Genomic DNA, 16,962 nt, shown 5'->3' with positions numbered 1-16,962 from the left:
GCCTGCGCCGGACCGGCAGGTCAGGCGCACTCACGGCAGATCAGATCCCCGTTGCGTTCCGCGGCCAGCTGGCTGCGGTGATGCACGAGGAAACAACGGGAGCAGCGGAACTCGTCGGTCTGCATCGGCAGAACCTTGACGGTCAGTTCCTCGTCGGCCAGGTCAGCACCGGGGAGCTCGAAGCTCTCCGCCACCTCGACCTCGTCGACGTCCACTGCGCCCGACTGCGAGTCAGCTCGACGGGACTTCAGTTCCTCGAGGCTGTCCTCGCCGAGGTCGACCTCGTCGCGACGCGGGGCGTCGTAGTCGGTGGCCATCGGATTTCACTCTCCTGTATCGATGTGTCACTTGGCGTTAGTAACGCCGGTGACGTCTTCCTGGTTCCCGGTTCCCGCGGACTTTTCTTACTCAACCGTTCAGTGGAGAGCGACTGCCGCTCAGGACGTCTCCACCCCCTCGTGGATATGCCCCGGCGAGCGCGGTACCTTACCGCTCCCGTAGGACGGATGTACGCACGCAGGCGGCTCATTGTTCCCGATGTGACTGAGGCGACATCAAAGTAGGGGCCCCGACGCGTGGATCATCGTCGGCGCGCCGGAAGTATCTCCTGTTTCCGCGGCCTTGGCGGGCAGACGCTAACCTCACCTCGTCCCCATCGAGGCACACCTACTGGAGCCGGCAGTATGAGCTTTGCGCGCGTCCGGGCGTTCGTCGTCCTCGGCGTCCTCGCCGTAGCCGCGATCGTCTTCGTCGTGGTCGCACTCGTCCGCGACACCCAGGGTGGTGCCTCGGCCGACGGCGGTTGTCCCGAGGGCGCCCCGCTGGCGACCATCACGCTCCCCGACGACACCGACGAGGTCAAGGTTCGCGTGCTCAACGGCACGAAGACCTCCGGCCTGGCCGATCGGGTCAGCGACGACTTCAAGAACCGCGGCTTCCAGGTCCAGCCGCCGAAGGAGAGCAGGACCAAGTTCTCCAGGATCGCGATCATCCAGTACGGGCCAAAGGCGGTCGGCAACGCCCAGCTGATCAAGGCGTACTTCCTCGGCAAGGCGAGGGCGGAGTACAGCGCCAAGCGGACCACCGACGTGATCGACATCGTGATCGGCGACCAGTACCGGCAGCTCGCCACGAGCACCGAGGTCAACCAGTCGCTGGTCGAGCTCAGCGAGCCCAAGCTGCCGCCGGGCGCGTGCCTGGCCCCGCCGCCGCCGAAGAAGAAGGACGAGGAGGCCAAGTAACGCCGGCCCTCGTCAGGGGCCGCCCGCCGCGTCCAGCTCGCTGAGCGCGGCGTGCAGCGGCCCCCAGAGCGCCGGTGGCGCGGCGATCAGCATCCGGCTGCCCGGCGGGTCACCGTCGAGTCCGGACACGCGCAGACCGGCCTCCGTGGCGACCAGACCGCCCGCGGCGTGGTCCCACGGATTCAGGCCTTTCTCGAAGTACGCGTCCAGCATGCCCTCGGCGGCCATGCACAGGTCCACCGAGGCCGCGCCGATCCGCCGGATGTCGCGGACCCGGGTGATCAGCCCGGCGACCACCGCGCCCTGGTGCGCGCGGCGCGCGGCGTCGTAGCCGAAACCGGTGCCGACGAGCGCCTGGTCCAGTTCGGTACGGACCGAGCCCTCCAGCCGCCGAGCTAGACCGGTTTCGGCTACGACGCGCCAGGCTCCGCCGCCCCGCGTGGCCGTCCACTCGTCACCGGTCGCAGCGTTGTGCACCACGCCCGCCACTACGACACCGTCCACCTCGGCGGCCAGCGACACCGCCCAGGACGGAAGGCCGTACAGGTAGTTCACCGTGCCGTCGATCGGGTCGAGGATCCACCGCACCGCCCCCGGATCGGGCGCTGTGCTGTCGCCGTACTCCTCGCCCAGGACGCCGTCGCCGGGACGTTCGGCCCGCAGCGCCTCGACCACCTGCCGTTCCACCGCGCGGTCCGCCGCGGTGACCACATCGGTGTCGGTGCTCTTGGTCTGCACGTCCTGGATCGCCGCGTCCCGCATCCGGCGAGCCGTCGCGGCCGCGTCGCGGGCGATCCGCACCGCGAGCGACAGCAGCTCGTCCGGCGCCGATGCGCCCGAACTCGTTTTCTGCGAAATGTCGGTCACCTCCAAGGCCGATTTGCCATTACCATTCTGCCGCCGGGACGTTGCAGGACCCCTCGCGACGGGCCGGTGGCGTGCGGCGACGGGAGGATCTCGCCCGACGGCGCTACAATTCACCCCTGCCACCGATGAACGGGCTCCCAGCAAAGGGCCGGGTCCGGGATTTCGGGGGCTCCCACCAACCACCGGCCAGCCTCTTCGCCGTGCGCTGTGCTGGGCTCCAGGCCGTGCTACTCGCCCTCCGGAAGGTCATTCGTGACAGAAGCCCACCAGACCGGTGCCGACGTTCGCTCCCTCACCGAGGCCCTGATCGCCCATGCTCAGGGCGCGGGCGGGCAGATCACGGCATCCCAGGTCGCGAAGACTGTCGAGTCCGCCGAGGTGACTCCGCTCCAGGCGAAGAAGATCGTTCGGGCGCTGGTGGACGCCGGCGTCACGGTCGTCGTTGACGCGTCCCCGCCCGCGCCGCGCCGCAAGGTCGCGGCCGCCCGGGCCGCCACGCCCGCCTCGAAGGCCACCACCGCCAAGGCCGCACCCGCTCGCAAGGCGCCCGCCGCTCCGGCGCCGGCCGCCGAGGGCGACGCCGCGGCGCCGGCCAAGAAGGCGCCCGCCAAGAAGGCGGCGGCCGCCAAGAAAGCCGCGCCCGGCAAGAAGGCGGCGCCCGGCACCGCCAAGGAGGGCGAGGCCACCGGCGAGGAGATCGATCCCGAGGAACTCGCCGCCGCGATCGAGGACGTCGTCGTCGAGGAGCCGGCCGCGATGGTCCAGGCCGCCGCGACCGACGCCGCCAGCTCGGCCACCGACGGCGACTTCGAGTGGGACGACGAGGAGTCCGAGGCTCTCAAGCAGGCCCGGCGCGACGCCGAGCTGACCGCCTCCGCCGACTCGGTCCGCGCCTACCTGAAGCAGATCGGCAAGGTCCCGCTGCTCAACGCGGAGCAGGAGGTCGAGCTCGCCAAGCGGATCGAGGCCGGCCTCTACGCCGCCGAGCGGCTCCGCGCCTGCGACGAGGGCGAGGAGAAGCTCGAGCGCAACATGGAGCGCGACCTGCGCTGGATCGGGCGGGACGGCGAGCGCGCCAAGAACCACCTGCTGGAGGCCAACCTCCGCCTGGTGGTCTCGCTGGCCAAGCGCTACACCGGTCGCGGCATGGCCTTCCTCGACCTGATCCAGGAAGGCAACCTCGGCCTGATCCGCGCGGTCGAGAAATTCGACTACACCAAGGGCTACAAGTTCTCCACGTACGCCACCTGGTGGATCCGCCAGGCCATCACCCGCGCCATGGCCGACCAGGCCCGCACCATCCGCATCCCGGTGCACATGGTGGAGGTCATCAACAAGCTCGGCCGCATACAGCGTGAGCTGCTCCAGGACCTGGGGCGCGAGCCCACTCCCGAGGAGCTTGCCAAGGAGATGGACATCACGCCGGAAAAGGTGCTGGAGATCCAGCAGTACGCGCGTGAGCCCATCTCGCTGGACCAGACCATCGGCGACGAGGGTGACAGCCAGCTGGGTGACTTCATCGAGGACTCGGAGGCCGTCGTCGCCGTCGACGCGGTGTCGTTCTCGCTGCTGCAGGACCAGCTCCAGCAGGTGCTCCAGACGCTCTCCGAGCGCGAGGCGGGGGTCGTCCGGCTGCGCTTCGGCCTGACCGACGGACAGCCGCGCACGCTCGACGAGATCGGTCAGGTGTACGGTGTGACCCGCGAGCGGATCCGGCAGATCGAGTCCAAAACGATGTCGAAGCTCCGCCACCCGTCCCGTTCTCAGGTACTCCGGGACTACCTGGACTAGGGTTTCTAGTCAACCTTTCGTGTCGGAATGGTCACCACCCGTACAACACACGGTGGTGATCAGACCGTTGTACTGACGAGATCGTTGACGTGGCACCCTTGGGGGACGGCACACTTGCCGGACAACGTGTGACTTGGGTCGCCCTGGGGCACAGTGGGAAGGCCGCAACGAGCACCGATGTTGCACGATGGGTGAGCAGTAACCGAGGAACAAGTTCATCGGTGACGACCAGAGGAGGAAGGCGATGACCCCGACTCTCACGCCGCCGGCGGGAAGTTTGGCCGGCACAGCTGCCGATGAACGGTGCGACCGCTGCAATGCAGCAGGGAAGCTCCGTTTGACCCTCGCGGGTGGAGGCGAGCTGGTGTTCTGTGGGCACCACGCCAACCGCTACGCGGAAGACCTGGTGAAGATCGCGGTTCAGTTCTCAGCGGAACCGGAGTTCGTCTGGCGCGGCGCGGACATGATGCCCTCCAACTCCAACTGAATAATCCCCGGACAAAGCTTCAAAGGGGCGCCCACGGTGTGGGGCGCCCCTTTCACGTTCTGGGAACAGTTGCGATCAAAACCATCGGTTTGGTTTGAGCGCAACCGCTCACGCAGGTGGAGCGAAGCGACCCTCGGCGTGAGCTGCGGTCAGCACCACCCACCCGGCTCCGACAAATGTCTTGATCTGGCATTTGTCTTGAATGTCTGCCTGGAGAGCCTGCTCAGAGGGTCTGGACGGTGGCGATCCGCTCCTCGAGCTGTTCGATCGTCGCCTGGGCGCTCGGCGGGCCGCCGCACAACCGGCGCAACTCGGCGTGGATCTTGCCGTGCGGCAGGCCGGTGCGGTGGTGATGCGCGGCGACCAGGGTGTTCAGCTGGCGGCGCAGGCTGACCCGCTGCTCGCCCGCGCTCAGCTTGACCGGCTCGCGGGGCGCCGGCACGTCCGCGGGGGCGTTGCGCTTCGTCTTCTTCTCGGCGGCCAGCTGGTCCGCCTGGCGCCGGTTGAGCAGCGTGGTGACCTGGTCGGGAGTGAGCAGGCCGGGCAGTCCGAGGTACTCCTCCTCCTCGGGCGTACCCGTCATCGCCCCCATCCCGAACGACGTCCCGTCGAAGATCACCTGGTCCAGCTCGGCGGTCGCGCCCAGCGCCTCGAACTGCTTCTCCAGGTCGCCGTCGGCCTTCTCCTCGCGCTGCGCGCGCTCGAGCAGGTCGTCGTCCAGGCCGTCCGGGTCCTTCGGCGCGCCCAGGATGTGGTCGCGCTGGGCCTCCATCTCGCTGGCCAGGCCCAGCAGGTGCGGGACGCTGGGCAGGAACACCGTCGCCGTCTCGCCCTCTCTGCGGGCCCGCACGAAGCGGCCGATCGCCTGGGCGAAGTAGAGCGGGGTGGAGGCGCTGGTCGCGTAGACGCCGACGGCCAGGCGCGGGATGTCCACCCCCTCCGACACCATCCGCACCGCGACCATCCAGCGCTGCGTGGACAGCGCGAAGGTGGCGATCCGCTCCGACGCTCCCGCGTCGTCGGAGAGGACCACGACGGCCTTCTCGCCGCTGATGACCTCCAGGAGTTTCGCGTACGCCCGGGCGGTCTGCTGGTCGCTCGCGATGACCAGGCCACCGGCGTCGGGGATGCCGTGCGTGCGCAGCTTGGTCAGGCGTGCGTCGGCTGCCCGCATCACCTGGGGCATCCAGTCGCCCCGGTGGTCCAGAGCGGTACGCCAGGCCTGCGCGATGAGGTCCTTGGTCATCGGCTCGCCCAGCCGGGCGGCGAGCTCGTCACCGGCGTTGGTGCGCCACCGGGTCTCCCCGGAGTACGCCATGAACAGCACCGGCCGCACGACGCCGTCGCGGAGGGCGTCGGAGTAGCCGTAGACCGAGTCGGCACGGGAGCGTTGCAGGCCGTCCTGGCCTCGCTCGTAGAGGACGAACGGGATCGGGTTCTCGTCGGACCGGAACGGGGTGCCGGTCAGCATCAGCCGGCGTTCGGCCTCGTCGAAGGCGTTCTTCACCCCGTCGCCCCAGGTGCGGGAGTCGCCGGCGTGGTGGATCTCGTCCAGGATGACGAAGGTCGAGCGGGTCATCGTCCGGCGGCGGTGCACCGCGGGCGCCATGCCGACCTGCGCGTACGTGAGGACGGCCCCGTGGAAGTCCCGGGACGAGTGCACGTCGGAGTTGCGGAACGCGTGGTCCAGTTGGATCCCGACGCGGGCCGCGGCCGTCGCCCACTGGCTTTTCAGGTGCTCGGTCGGGCAGACCACGGTGACCGCCTCGACGGTGCCGTCGGCGAGCAGTTCGGCGGCGATCCGGAGGGCGAACGTGGTCTTGCCGGCACCGGGCGTGGCGACCGCCATGAAGTCCGGGGAGCGTCTGCGCAGGTACTCCACCAGTGCCTTGCGCTGCCAGGCCCGCAGGGGCGGGAAGGACTCCAGATCCGGTAGCGGCGGACTCAAGCTGCGACGTTCCTTCCTCACAAAACCGCCCCCGGCGGAGACCCGGCGGAGGCGTGAGCCAGCATAACGAGAGTGGGTCAGGAGTGTCGGCTGCTGCGACAGGTGTGCCCTTGTACACACGAACGGCGGCGCCGCCCGATCAGTGATCGAGCGTGCTGCCGCCGCGCGGGTCGTCCCTGGTCAGTGCTTCATGGCGTCGTAGATCTCCTTGCACGCCGGGCACACCGGGGATCCGGGCTTGGGGGTCTTCGTCACCGGGAATTTGTCCCCGCACAGCGCGATCACGTACGTGCCCATCACGGCACTCTCGGCGATCTTTTCCTTGCGCACATAGTGGAACATCTCGGGCCCGGTGTCCGCATCCTTGGTCTCCGGGCGCTCCAGGATCTGCGTGCTCACGGTATCTGCCTCTCGTAACGGGTCGTTCGATTTGGCCATCCGCCGGCCCTCACGTGACGTGGCCCCCGAGCGGCGGACGAAGCTCCAAACGACAAGTCTGACACCTCTCGCCTGGTCGGTCCAACGACCACCTCGCAGCGTGGCACCGTACCGTTGCCATCGTGACCGACTTCGCGATTCAGTACGGCGAGCATGTGACCCGGGCGCGCCGCGACGGACGGCCGGTGGTCGCCCTCGAGAGCACGATCATCTCGCACGGGCTGCCGCACCCCGACAACGTCCGGGTGGCCCAGGAGATCGAGCAGACCGTTCGGGACAATGGCGCCGTTCCCGCCACGATCGGAATGATCGGGGGCAAACTGGTCGTCGGGCTCTCCGCCGAGCAGATCGAGCACCTGGCCCAGCCCGGCGAGACGGCGAAACTCTCCGTCCGCGACCTGGCCGTCGCCGCCGCCACGGGAGCCGACGGCGCCACGACCGTGGCCGCGACCAGCGCCGTCGCGGCGGCGGCAGGCATCCGCGTGTTCGCCACCGGCGGGCTGGGCGGCGTGCACCGCGAGGCGAGCAGCACGTTCGACGAGTCGGCCGACCTGACGACGCTGGCGCGTACCCCCGTGGTGGTGGTCTGTGCCGGGGTCAAGTCGATCCTGGACGTGGGCGCGACCCTGGAACGGCTGGAGACGCTCGGGGTGGCCGTGGCGGGCTACCGGACGCGGCGCTTCCCCGGCTTCTTCGTCACCGACGGCGGCCACGACCTGGACTGGCAGCTCAGCTCACCCGCGCAGATCGCCGACGCGATGAAGGCCCGCGACGAGCAGGGCGTCCACCAGGGCGCGCTGATCGTGGCCAACCCGCTCCCCGCCGACGAGCAGCTCGACCCGGCATTGCACGACCGCACGCTGACCGAGGGCCTGTCCCGGCTGGCCGCCGACGCCGTCACCGGCAAGGCGGTCACGCCGTTCCTGCTGGCCCACTTCCACACCAGCACGCAGGGCAAGAGCCTGGCGGTCAACGTACGCATCATCCTGCGCAACGCGGCCCTGGCCGCCCAGATCGCCGCTGCGGCCTCCCCCGCCCCCGCCACGCTGGGTTTCTCCGTACCCGCATGACCGGTCTCGCACGGCCGGCCCCGGTGATGCACATGTGTGCTCAGAGCAAAGCGTCGCGCCGTGACTGACGCGGGCCGCGTCATCGTCGTCGGTGACCTGGTCACCGACGTGGTGGTCGTGCCGGAGGGGCCGATCGAGACCGGCACCGACACGATGGCCGCGATCACGCCGTCCGGTGGCGGGCAGGGCGCGAACACGGCCGCCTGGCTGGCCCACGCCGGAGCGCCGGTCACGCTGATCGCCTCGGTGGGCGACGACGTGGCCGGCCGCGAGCGGGTCGCCGAGCTGACCGCGGCCGGGGTCACCTGCGCGGTGCGGGCCCATCCCGCCGCGGTGACCGGCACGGTCGTGGTGCTCGCCAGCCCCGACGAACGCACCCTGATCACCGACCCCGGCGCCTGCCTCCTGCTGGACCCGGACGACGTGAACGCCGCGGTGGTCGCCGCCCCGGACGCGATCCACCTGCACCTTTCCGGCTATGTTCTGCTCAACGAGGGCTCCCGCGCCGGTGGCCGGGCCGCGCTGGCCGCGGCCCGCGACCGCGGTCTCACGGTGAGCGTCGACGCATCCTCGGCGGCCCCGTTGCGGCGGGTGGGTGCGCACGCTTTCCTGGCTTGGGTACGCGACGCCGACCTGCTCCTCTGCAACGCCGACGAGGCGACCGTGCTGGCCGGGTCCGGTTCTCCCGAGGCGCAGGCCGTGGTCTTGGCCCGCCACAGCCGGAACGTCATCGTCAAGCTCGGCCCCGACGGCGCCGTGTGGGCGGGGCGGGACCGGGTGGCGCGTCTGCCCGCCCCGGCGCGCGTACTCGTGAAAGACCCGACCGGCGCGGGCGACGCCTTCGCCGCGGGCCTGCTCCGGGCCTGGTCCGCCGGCGCCGCGCCGGAGGCCGCGCTGACCGCCGGCGCCGTCCTGGGCGCCGCCGCCGTGACCAAGGTCGGCGCCCGCCCTTAATTCGCTGGAGCGCCGCCCAGCCGCGCCGTTACGGTGCTGCGAACCGAGTCGTCGAGGCGAAGGCGCACCTTTGTACACCCTGTGAGACCTACCGAGCGCTGATCCCGTCGCGCGTCGCGCATCTGCGCCGCGCACCTTCTTGCTGCGGAATTTCTCACTGAAACCGGTGTACCTCTGTGCTCAAAAACTGGGCCGTCGTGCCCACCCGCCTGCCGCTGATTCGCCGCCGCTGCCACACGTGCCCGTCCGGACGCTTCCGGGCGAGCGGCAAATTTCGCGTCAACGCCAACCACAAGCTCCTCGACGTCTGGCTCCTCGCGCTCTGCACCGGGTGCGGGGAGACCGTGAAGCTCACGGTGCTGGAGCGGACGAACGTCCGCGCCATCCCGCCCGAACTGCTGGACCGGCTGCACGACAACGACCCCGGCCTGACCGCCGAGCTGCTCCAGGACCCGCTCGTGCACCAGCGCAACCGCGTCGCCCTGGACTGGGACGACGCCTGGCGCCTCGACACCGGCGGATCGGATCACCTGGACTGCGAGGTGGTCGACGTCTCGGTCCGCTTCGCGGCACGGATCCCGGTCCGGCCGGTGCGACTCATCGCCGAGGGTTTCGGCCTCGCCCGAGGGGAGGTGGAACGACTGATCACGGAAGGGAAGGCCGTCTCGGCGGTCCGGCTGACCGGCAAGCTCTCCGGCGACTTCACCTTCACGCTGAAACGCTGATCACTCGTCGGCGTCGATGACCCTGGCCGGCCGATCAGGGGACGCCGGCTCGATCACGTGCTGGGTGGGCTGCGGCATGGCCGCGGCCCGCTCGGCCTTGGTCTTGGGCGGGCGGTCGTTCGCGATCAGCACCGCCATCCAGGGCAGCAGCACCATGCCGGCCGCACAGAGGATCAGCCACAGCGGCAGCAGCGGGGGCTTGACGCTGATCAGCACCGCTCCCGTGATGAGGCACGCGGCACGCAGCGCCATCATCGACACGTACCGGATCTCCCGGCTGCGGAGCTGATCACCCTGGCTGCGGGCGGCGTCGGTGATCACCACCGGCCGCTCCGGCTGCTTCTTCACACTGCATCTCCGATCGTCTCCTCATCCTTGCACCGTCTGCCCCGCACTGCCCACCTTGGTCCGCGGGCTCAGCCTCACCTTGCCCTTGCCGCTGGCCTTGACCTGGTAGAGGGCGGCGTCGGCGTCGCTCAGGAGCATGCCGATCGTGGCCCGGCCGGTGGTTTCGTAGGCGACGCCGATGCTCGCGCCGACCCGGGCGCCGATCAGCGCGACGCCCGCGCTGATCCGCTCCGCGATGAGGCGGGCCTCGTCGATCGAAGGCGCCGGCCGCAGGAAGACGGCGAACTCGTCGCCGCCGAGACGGGCCACCGTGTGCCCGGCCGGGACCGCCGCGTGCAGCACCTCGGCCACCTTGACCAGCACAGCGTCGCCGGCCGCGTGGCCCCTGCTGTCGTTGACCTGCTTGAAGTGGTCCAGGTCGATCAGCAGCAGCGCCACCGGTTCGCCGGTGCGCAGGCTCAGCCCCGCCTGCTGGTGCAGGTGCTTGCGGTTGCTCAGGCCGGTGAGGTCGTCGTGGGTGGCCTGGTCGGCGAGCTGCTCGCGCTGCTGCTCCACCTCGGTCAGCAGCAGCGTGTTGCCGCGCAGGGCCAGGAACTGCCGCACCAGGACCAGGGCGAAGAGCACGAACAGCGCGGCGGTGAGGACGTCGCCGGTGTCGCCACGCAGGCGTTCGGCGGCGGCCACGACGAAGGCGACGACCACGGGTACGTACGGCAGGCCGGCCCGGGCACCGGTGGGTGCGGCGAGCCACGGGCTGTCGATGGCCGGCATGTCGTAGCGGACGACGCCGGCGAGCACCACCGTGGCGGCGAGGAAGAACCCGGACACCGCGGTCAGCTGCCAGGTGTGCCCGTACAGCGTGACCGCACTGTAGGTGAGAGCACAGACCGCGAGCGATCCGTACGCGACGGCCAGCACCGTGTACGCGGTGACCGCCCGCGACCGCGACCGCGACAGCAGCACGATGGCGACGGACAGCGCGATGATCTGGACCACGGGGAAGGCCACGCCCATCGCCCCGCCACCCGGCCCGACCAGCTCGGACGCGGGCCCGAGCAGATAGGGCCAGGCGGGCACGAACAGGGCGACCGCCACCATGGCGCCGTCCAGGATCATGCGGAACCGAACGTTCCACGTCATCGGCGCGCCCGGCCCGATGATCAGGCTGACCGCCGGTAGCACGGTGGCGATGCCGCTGAACAGGTCGGCCGGGCGCGGCGGGATCCGCTCGACACCACCGACCGCGTCGATCAGATGCAGGGTGCAGCCGATCGCCCAGGCGCCCAGGCCCACGGCGGTGCACAGCCAGGCTCGCCGCTCGGCGCCGGTGGTCCCCCGCGCCCGGCGGGTGACGACGAAAGCTCCCGCCGCGGCCGCGACCAGCACCAGACAGCTGCCGGCGATCACCAGCGACGGCGCGAAGCCGGTGGCGAACAGCGCGGCCTGCAGCGTCACCCCCGCAAGGACCCCGGCCGCGAGCAGCTTCACAGCAGTCCGTTCGGCGCGAGCACGCCGATGATGAGCCCGGTCAGGCCTTGGCGGCCGCATTCATCTCTTTCTTGTACGCCCTGACCTTCTCCAGCGAGCCCTGGTCGACGATGTCCGCCACCGACCGGTACGACCCTTCTTCGCCGTAGTGTCCGGCCGCTTCCCGCCACCCGTCCGGCCGCACACCGAACTGCTTGCCGAGCAGCGCCGCGAAGATCTGCGACTTCTGCTTGCCGAACCCCGGCAGCGAAGCCACCCGCTTGACCAGCTCCACCCCGCTGTCCGCGTCCTTCCACAGGTTGGCCGCGTCGCCGTCATACCGCTCGAGGAGCACCCGGCACACTTCCTGCACCCGTCCCGCCATGGCCTTCGGGAACCGGTGCAGAGCCGGCGGCCCCGCGAAGACCGCGATCAACTCGTCCAGGTCGAACCCGGCGAGTTCCGCGACGGTGGGCACGTGCCCGAGGCGCTGGGACAGCACGTACGGCGAGTTGAACGCCCTCTCCAGCTTGTCCTGCTGGTCCAGCGTCATCCCGATCAGCAGCGCCAGCGGGTCGGTGGAGAGCAGCTCATTGGCCGCGGCGTCGATCGGCAGCGACATCGTCATCTTGGTCCTGTCCTTCCCGGCGACGGTCATCGGACACGTCGGCTTTCTCTCCGATGCCGATAGATGACATCCTCGTTCCGCCACGGAGCCAGGCCGCCGGGACGGAGACAACTACAGCATGGCGCAGTCAGTTGTTCCAGCCGCCGCTGACCGCTGGATCTACCACTTCACCCATGTCGACAACCTCGGAGCGATTCGGGCGGCAGGCTTGCTGCGCTGCGACTCGGCGGCTCGGGAGGGGATGACGAGGACCGAGGTCGGCGATCCGGAGATCAAGGAATCGAGGCGGCGGCGCGTCATTCCCGTCGAGCCCGGTGGCCGGGTCGGCGACTATGTCCCGTTTATTTCGCGACCCGGTCACCGATGATGTATCGCATCGCGTGCGACCGCCGCGACGGCATCCCCAACCGCTACTCCGGCGGCGACAAACCACTCATCTACCTCATCACGTCCGTGGGCGCGGTAATCGACGCCGGCTCGACATGGGTCGCGACAGACGGCAACGCCGCGACGGCAACGACCGAGTTCACCGCTGACCTCCAGGACATGGCTCAGATGGTCGACTGGCCTCTCATGTCGGCTCAGCGCTGGAACAGCACACCAGAAGATCTGGACCGTCAGCGGAGACGACAGGCCGAGTTCTTGGTCTACGGCGAGTTGCCGTTGACCGTCATCCGATGGGTCGCCGTTCAGAGCGAGGAACTCGCGTCTCAAGTCGGTAAACTTCTAGTGGATCATGCGTTGGGTCAGCGAATTATTGTCAGACCCGGCTGGGACTACGGCTATGAGCGGAGGTGAGGAACGTGATCGAACCTGGAACCGGCAACCTTCTGACGTCTGACGTTGAGGCGCTCGTCAACACGGTCAACACCGTCGGCGTCATGGGCAAGGGGATCGCGCTGCAGTTCAAGCGAGCGTTTCCAGCGAACTTCCGCGCGTACCAGGCTGCCTGCGAGCGCGGTGACGTGCGACTCGGCCACGTCTGGGCCTTCGACACCGGCGTTCTCGGGCCACGACGATATGTACTCAACTTTCCGACCAAGCAGCACTGGAGAAGCTCCTCTCGGTTGGAGGATGTATCCGCCGGCTTGGAGTCTCTTGTCACGACGGTTGGCGAGCTCGGCGTCAAATCCATAGCCATACCGGCTCTGGGCTGTGGCAACGGTGGCCTCTCCTGGGATGAGGTCCGCCCGTTGATCGAACAGGCATGCGCTCGGATGCCGGACGTACGGGCCGTTGTATTCGCACCGGCTGGAGCGCCGTCCCCACAAGCGATGCCGAACGCGACGCCGCAGCCACCACTGACGCGGTCGCGGGCGCTGCTGGTTGCTGCCATCAGCCGATACCTCGAACGCGCGCGGCTCCAGGAAGTGCGTAACGGCATCAGCGAGCTCGAAATCCAGAAGCTCGCCTATTTCCTGCAAGCTCTCGGTGCACCGTTGAGGCTTGACTTCGTTCGTGGGACCTACGGACCGTACGCTCCGGCGCTGGGACAGACGCTGGACGCGATGGAAGGTCACCACCTGACGGGTCTGGGTGACAGGTCGGCCCGGGTGACCGAGTTCGTACCGATCAACCCTGTTCGAAAGAGCGCCGAAGCCGCTGACGACATGCTGGGCCGCAACGGCGACGATCAGGAGCAGTTGGACGCACTAGTTCGCCTGGTCGAGGGCTTCGAGACTCCCTACAGCCTCGAGTTACTCGCAACGGTTCACTTCGCGTCGACGCACAGCCCCGAGACCGCCGATCCGCAAGAACTCGCGGATCGAGTCGCGTCCTGGAGTCTCCGCAAGGCTCGCATGTTCACGCCCAGGCACGTCGCTCTGGCGGCCCAGCGACTGGCCGAGGTTCGGCTTCTGCCGACGTCGACCACAGCCGGTTAGCGTCTGGACCACTCGAATTCTCCAGTGTCGAAGCAGCTGCTGATCCCGCTACATCGTCATTCCGACAGTCTGCCCTGATGGTCAACCTCGGCGGCTCTCTGACAGGCCTTCAAGGCGTCGAGCACTCGGAACGAGCCGAAGACGGCGCAGTCGGCGAGTTCGTCGCAATGCCGGGCGAGGTCGTCCCGGCCGATCCGCTCGGCGTCGCGCACCACCATGCGTAGCAGCCAGAGGACCTCACGATCGTCGTCCTCCCCCTCGGCCGCGGCGAAGGAGACCGCCCTCACCGCGCGGTCGTAGGCACGCCGAAGCGCCACGTCGTCGTCCCCGAGCGACGACATTTCGACGAGCAGCAGGCTGTGTGCCACCGACTCGGCGTCGCCGGGGCCGTGCACGACGAACTGGGTGACCGCGCCCGGCAGGTGCTCCAGCAAGGGGTCGGCGGTGTGCCGGAGGACGTCGTCGCTCAGGTTGTTGCTGAGGTGCATCGAGCGGAGCGCCTCGCCCATGTCGTAGGCCGCCCGGAACGGCCGCGAGCCGTCCTCGCGGAACGCCCAGAGCATGTCCAGCTTCTCGACCGGGCCGCCCTCGGTGCGGGCCAGCACGACGTCGTTGCGGCCGTCATCGGTGCGGACGCGGCGCACGTCGACGTAGGCCATCACGCCGAACCAGGACGAGCTCGGCGCCGCCGCCCGCCAGCCCAGCGCCAGGCTCCGCAGCCAGTGGGCCGGGTCCTGGGCGCGGGTCCAGATGTCGCTCGCGCGCAGCGGTTCGCCGCAGGCCAGGGCGAGCAGGGCCAGGTTCAGGGTGTAGATCCCCATCCAGTGGTCGGCACGCTTCGGTAGTTTCCCGTACGCCAGAGGTGTCGTCTCCGGCCGGAGGAGGACGGCCTGCAACCGCCGCACCAGCCAGTCCCGGACGGACCTCGCGCTGACCTCGCTCGTGGCGAGCAGCTCGGCGACGAAGGCAAGCACCGTGTTGCGGACGGTCAGCGGCGTGTAGCCGAGCAACCCGCGCAGCAGCCCGTCGTCACCGCTGCCGGTGCCCAGGCGGCCGATCAGGTTGACCTCCCGCGCGGCGTTCTCCTGAAGGATGCCGGCCAGCAGGCGGGCGACCAGGTACTCACCGAACGTGGCGTGCAGGAACTCGTACGTCTGCAGGGCCCGGCCGTCCTGGGTGGCCTGCGCGCGCTGGATGAAGAAGAACCGTCCGACGATCTCCTGGCCGACGGTCAGCGGGCTGCGGAAGTCCTCGGTGCGGCCGGGGCGGACCGGTTCGATGCCGAGGCCGGTGAGGTCGTCGTCCAGCTCACGCTCGGTCACCCACTGGCGGCCGCGGTTGAACATCCCGAACGCCACCACGGACAGCCGCATCAGCTCGTCGGCGACCAGGCCGGACAGTTCGTGCTCCGGCACGTCGTCGTGCCATCGGCGCACCTCACGCAGCGCGAAGTCGTGCAGCAACCGGTCGTAGAGCTGCACGGTGCCGAAGGTGCCGCCGGCGTTCTGCAGCGCGTTCTCGCCCGCGTCGTACAGGGCCAGCATGAGCAGGAGCAGGGGCTGCCGGACCAGGTCGGGGAAACGATCAACGACCTTCTTCGGCAGCGTACGCAGATCACGACGCGCCAGCGACCGCCGGTTGGCCGCGTTCCACGTGGTCAGCCAGCGTTCCACCTGCCGGCCGTCGAACGGCTCCAGCCGCAGCGCCACGCTGTCCTCGACCATCCGGGCCCGGTCCGCGACCGCCAGCCTGCTCGTCACGATCACCGCCACCGGCCGGCCCTGCACCGCCTCGGCCCGCTGGAACTCGACGACCCGCTGCAGATAGTCGGACCGGTGCACGCCGGTGGCCTGGAGCAGCTCGTCGTACCCGTCGAGCAGCACGACCGGCATCGCGCCGCCCGCCGACCGGGACAGGTCGGCCCAGGCGACCGACTCGTGGATGGCGGCGCGCAGCGCGTGCTCGATCTGGTCCTGCACCGGCGCGTCGGCCGGCACCTCGCGCAGCACCACCCGGACGGCGAGGAAGTCGGTGGCCGGGAGCCGGGCGGCGAGGATCCGGGTCAGTGCCGACTTGCCGGCGCCGGGGTGCCCGAGCAGCAGCATCGGCGCGACCGCCGCCTGCGGGGTGATCAGGTAGCGGACCAGGAAGCCGGACAGGTCGCGGCGCACCGGGGCGGCGGACCACCACTCCTCGTCGCCGGGCTTCGACCCGGGACCGCACTCCTGCGCCCGGAACAGCGCGTCCACGTAGGCCTCGCCGAGCAGCGGGATGGTCAGCTCGCTGGTGTCCCCGCCGAGGATGGGCCGGTCCAGCTCGGCCCGGTACGCCGTCGCCAGCGCCGCCCGGTGACTGTCCGGGTCGCTGCCGGCCGTGGTTCGCCTGAGGGTGAGTTCCAGTTCCTGGAGGCCGCGGCCCACCGCCCGGGACTCGGCCCGGTCCACCCAGATCGCGAACTCGGGGACCTCCACGGCGAGCCGGCGGTGGCCCTCCTCGTAGTGCAGAACGGCCCGTTCCGGCAGCTGCTCGCGGGTCAGCCGGGTGACCGCCGCGCGTGCCCGGTCGTCGGCACGGTCCCACTCAGCCAGCCCCTCGAGGTAGCCGCAGAAGTAGTCGCCGGCGGCGGTGTACCACTCCCGCAGCTCGGCGAGCAGCTGGTGGTAGCGGCGTTCGGCGGCCGGGACCGGCAGCGGCGACTGGAGCAGGACACGCAGCCAGTCGCCGTGCAGCGCGGCGCCACCGGCGAGCAGCACCTGGTCGTCGCGGCTCAGCTCGGGCGCCGGGAAATCGGCCACCCGCACGATCTCGTCGAACGCCTCGAAGAACGCGGTCAGCACGAGCACCCCGTGCGCCGCCTGGAGGCGAAGGTTGCGGTCGTACCGGCCGTACCCGGTCCATCGGTCCTGCAACTGCCCGGCGGCGAGCCGGCCCAGCCGGACCATCTCCGCCTTGGCGTCGAACAGGCCCAGCGCGACGTCGCTGCCACCGGCCGTGGCCAGCGACAGGGCGCTGCCGAGCAGGTTGTCCACGGCGTCCGCGATCGGGCCGGACCCGCCGAGCAGACGGACGGCGTCGGCGTAGCGCAACCTCGGAGCCATCGCTCCATGATGGTGCA

At 69.9% G+C, this 16,962-nt stretch carries 15 protein-coding genes and 1 pseudogene; 8 read left to right on the top strand and 8 right to left on the bottom strand.

What is annotated here, in order from left to right; genetic code table 11:
• Positions 1–20 precede the first annotated feature (20 nt).
• Positions 21–317, bottom strand: a complete 297-nt coding sequence (locus QSK31_RS10225) for a DUF4193 domain-containing protein (RefSeq protein WP_285683063.1) — start codon at positions 315–317, stop codon at positions 21–23.
• A 366-nt stretch (positions 318–683) separates the two neighbouring features.
• Here QSK31_RS10225 and QSK31_RS10220 point away from each other — a divergent pair, with 366 nt between their 5' ends.
• Complete coding sequence (locus QSK31_RS10220; protein ID WP_285683061.1) at positions 684–1,241, top strand: LytR C-terminal domain-containing protein; 558 nt, start codon at positions 684–686, stop codon at positions 1,239–1,241.
• Between the two features lie 12 nt (positions 1,242–1,253).
• On the opposite strand, the gene QSK31_RS10215 is transcribed toward QSK31_RS10220, so the two are convergent.
• Positions 1,254–2,099, bottom strand: a complete 846-nt coding sequence (locus tag QSK31_RS10215) for an inositol monophosphatase family protein (protein ID WP_285683325.1) — start codon at positions 2,097–2,099, stop codon at positions 1,254–1,256.
• A 261-nt stretch (positions 2,100–2,360) separates the two neighbouring features.
• Between QSK31_RS10215 and QSK31_RS10210 the strand changes: the two genes are divergently transcribed.
• On the top strand, positions 2,361–3,899 hold the full coding sequence (locus QSK31_RS10210; protein ID WP_285683059.1) for an RNA polymerase sigma factor: 1,539 nt from the start codon (positions 2,361–2,363) through the stop codon (positions 3,897–3,899).
• Between the two features lie 244 nt (positions 3,900–4,143).
• The gene (locus QSK31_RS10205; RefSeq protein WP_285683058.1) at positions 4,144–4,386 is read left to right on the top strand and encodes a DUF7455 domain-containing protein; all 243 of its coding nucleotides are present in this window, start codon (positions 4,144–4,146) and stop codon (positions 4,384–4,386) included.
• Positions 4,387–4,609: 223 nt separating this feature from the next.
• Here QSK31_RS10205 and QSK31_RS10200 read toward each other — a convergent pair whose 3' ends face one another.
• Positions 4,610–6,334, bottom strand: coding sequence for a DEAD/DEAH box helicase (locus QSK31_RS10200; protein ID WP_285683057.1), 1,725 nt, complete (start codon positions 6,332–6,334; stop codon positions 4,610–4,612).
• Positions 6,335–6,514: 180 nt separating this feature from the next.
• Entirely contained in the window at positions 6,515–6,772 is a 258-nt protein-coding gene (locus tag QSK31_RS10195) for a DUF3039 domain-containing protein (protein ID WP_285683056.1), read from the bottom strand.
• Between the two features lie 122 nt (positions 6,773–6,894).
• Here QSK31_RS10195 and QSK31_RS10190 point away from each other — a divergent pair, with 122 nt between their 5' ends.
• The 3 genes from QSK31_RS10190 to QSK31_RS10180 all read left to right on the top strand — a co-directional run bounded on the left by QSK31_RS10190 (position 6,895) and on the right by QSK31_RS10180 (position 9,521).
• Positions 6,895–7,842 carry a pseudouridine-5'-phosphate glycosidase gene (locus QSK31_RS10190; protein WP_285683055.1) on the top strand — a complete coding sequence of 316 codons (948 nt, stop codon included), beginning with the start codon at positions 6,895–6,897 and terminating at the stop codon, positions 7,840–7,842.
• A 60-nt stretch (positions 7,843–7,902) separates the two neighbouring features.
• Positions 7,903–8,796, top strand: coding sequence for a carbohydrate kinase family protein (locus tag QSK31_RS10185; RefSeq protein ID WP_285683054.1), 894 nt, complete (start codon positions 7,903–7,905; stop codon positions 8,794–8,796).
• A 176-nt stretch (positions 8,797–8,972) separates the two neighbouring features.
• Positions 8,973–9,521 carry a DUF1062 domain-containing protein gene (locus QSK31_RS10180; RefSeq protein WP_285683052.1) on the top strand — a complete coding sequence of 183 codons (549 nt, stop codon included), beginning with the start codon at positions 8,973–8,975 and terminating at the stop codon, positions 9,519–9,521.
• On the opposite strand, the gene QSK31_RS10175 is transcribed toward QSK31_RS10180, so the two are convergent.
• Genes QSK31_RS10175 through QSK31_RS10165 form a run of 3 tightly spaced genes read right to left on the bottom strand, consistent with a single transcriptional unit; the run spans position 9,522 to position 11,964 of the window.
• A complete protein-coding gene (locus QSK31_RS10175; protein ID WP_285683051.1) occupies positions 9,522–9,869 on the bottom strand; it encodes a DUF3099 domain-containing protein in 348 nt (115 codons plus the stop codon).
• A 21-nt stretch (positions 9,870–9,890) separates the two neighbouring features.
• Positions 9,891–11,357, bottom strand: coding sequence for a GGDEF domain-containing protein (locus QSK31_RS10170; RefSeq protein ID WP_285683050.1), 1,467 nt, complete (start codon positions 11,355–11,357; stop codon positions 9,891–9,893).
• Between the two features lie 40 nt (positions 11,358–11,397).
• Entirely contained in the window at positions 11,398–11,964 is a 567-nt protein-coding gene (locus tag QSK31_RS10165; RefSeq protein WP_285683323.1) for an HhH-GPD-type base excision DNA repair protein, read from the bottom strand.
• 118 nt (positions 11,965–12,082) lie between these two features.
• Here QSK31_RS10165 and darT point away from each other — a divergent pair.
• Positions 12,083–12,762, top strand: a pseudogene (darT, locus tag QSK31_RS48780) (type II toxin-antitoxin system toxin DNA ADP-ribosyl transferase DarT).
• Between the two features lie 5 nt (positions 12,763–12,767).
• Complete coding sequence (darG, locus tag QSK31_RS10150; RefSeq protein ID WP_285683047.1) at positions 12,768–13,847, top strand: type II toxin-antitoxin system antitoxin DNA ADP-ribosyl glycohydrolase DarG; 1,080 nt, start codon at positions 12,768–12,770, stop codon at positions 13,845–13,847.
• 56 nt (positions 13,848–13,903) lie between these two features.
• Here the strand turns inward: darG and QSK31_RS10145 are convergent, their stop codons facing one another.
• On the bottom strand, positions 13,904–16,945 hold the full coding sequence (locus QSK31_RS10145) for an NACHT domain-containing protein (protein ID WP_285683046.1): 3,042 nt from the start codon (positions 16,943–16,945) through the stop codon (positions 13,904–13,906).
• Positions 16,946–16,962: the final 17 nt, after the last annotated feature.

Source organism: Actinoplanes sp. NBRC 103695 (assembly GCF_030269485.1).
Classification (GTDB): Bacteria; Actinomycetota; Actinomycetes; order Mycobacteriales; family Micromonosporaceae; genus Actinoplanes.
This window is presented reverse-complemented; position numbering and strand designations above follow the sequence as displayed.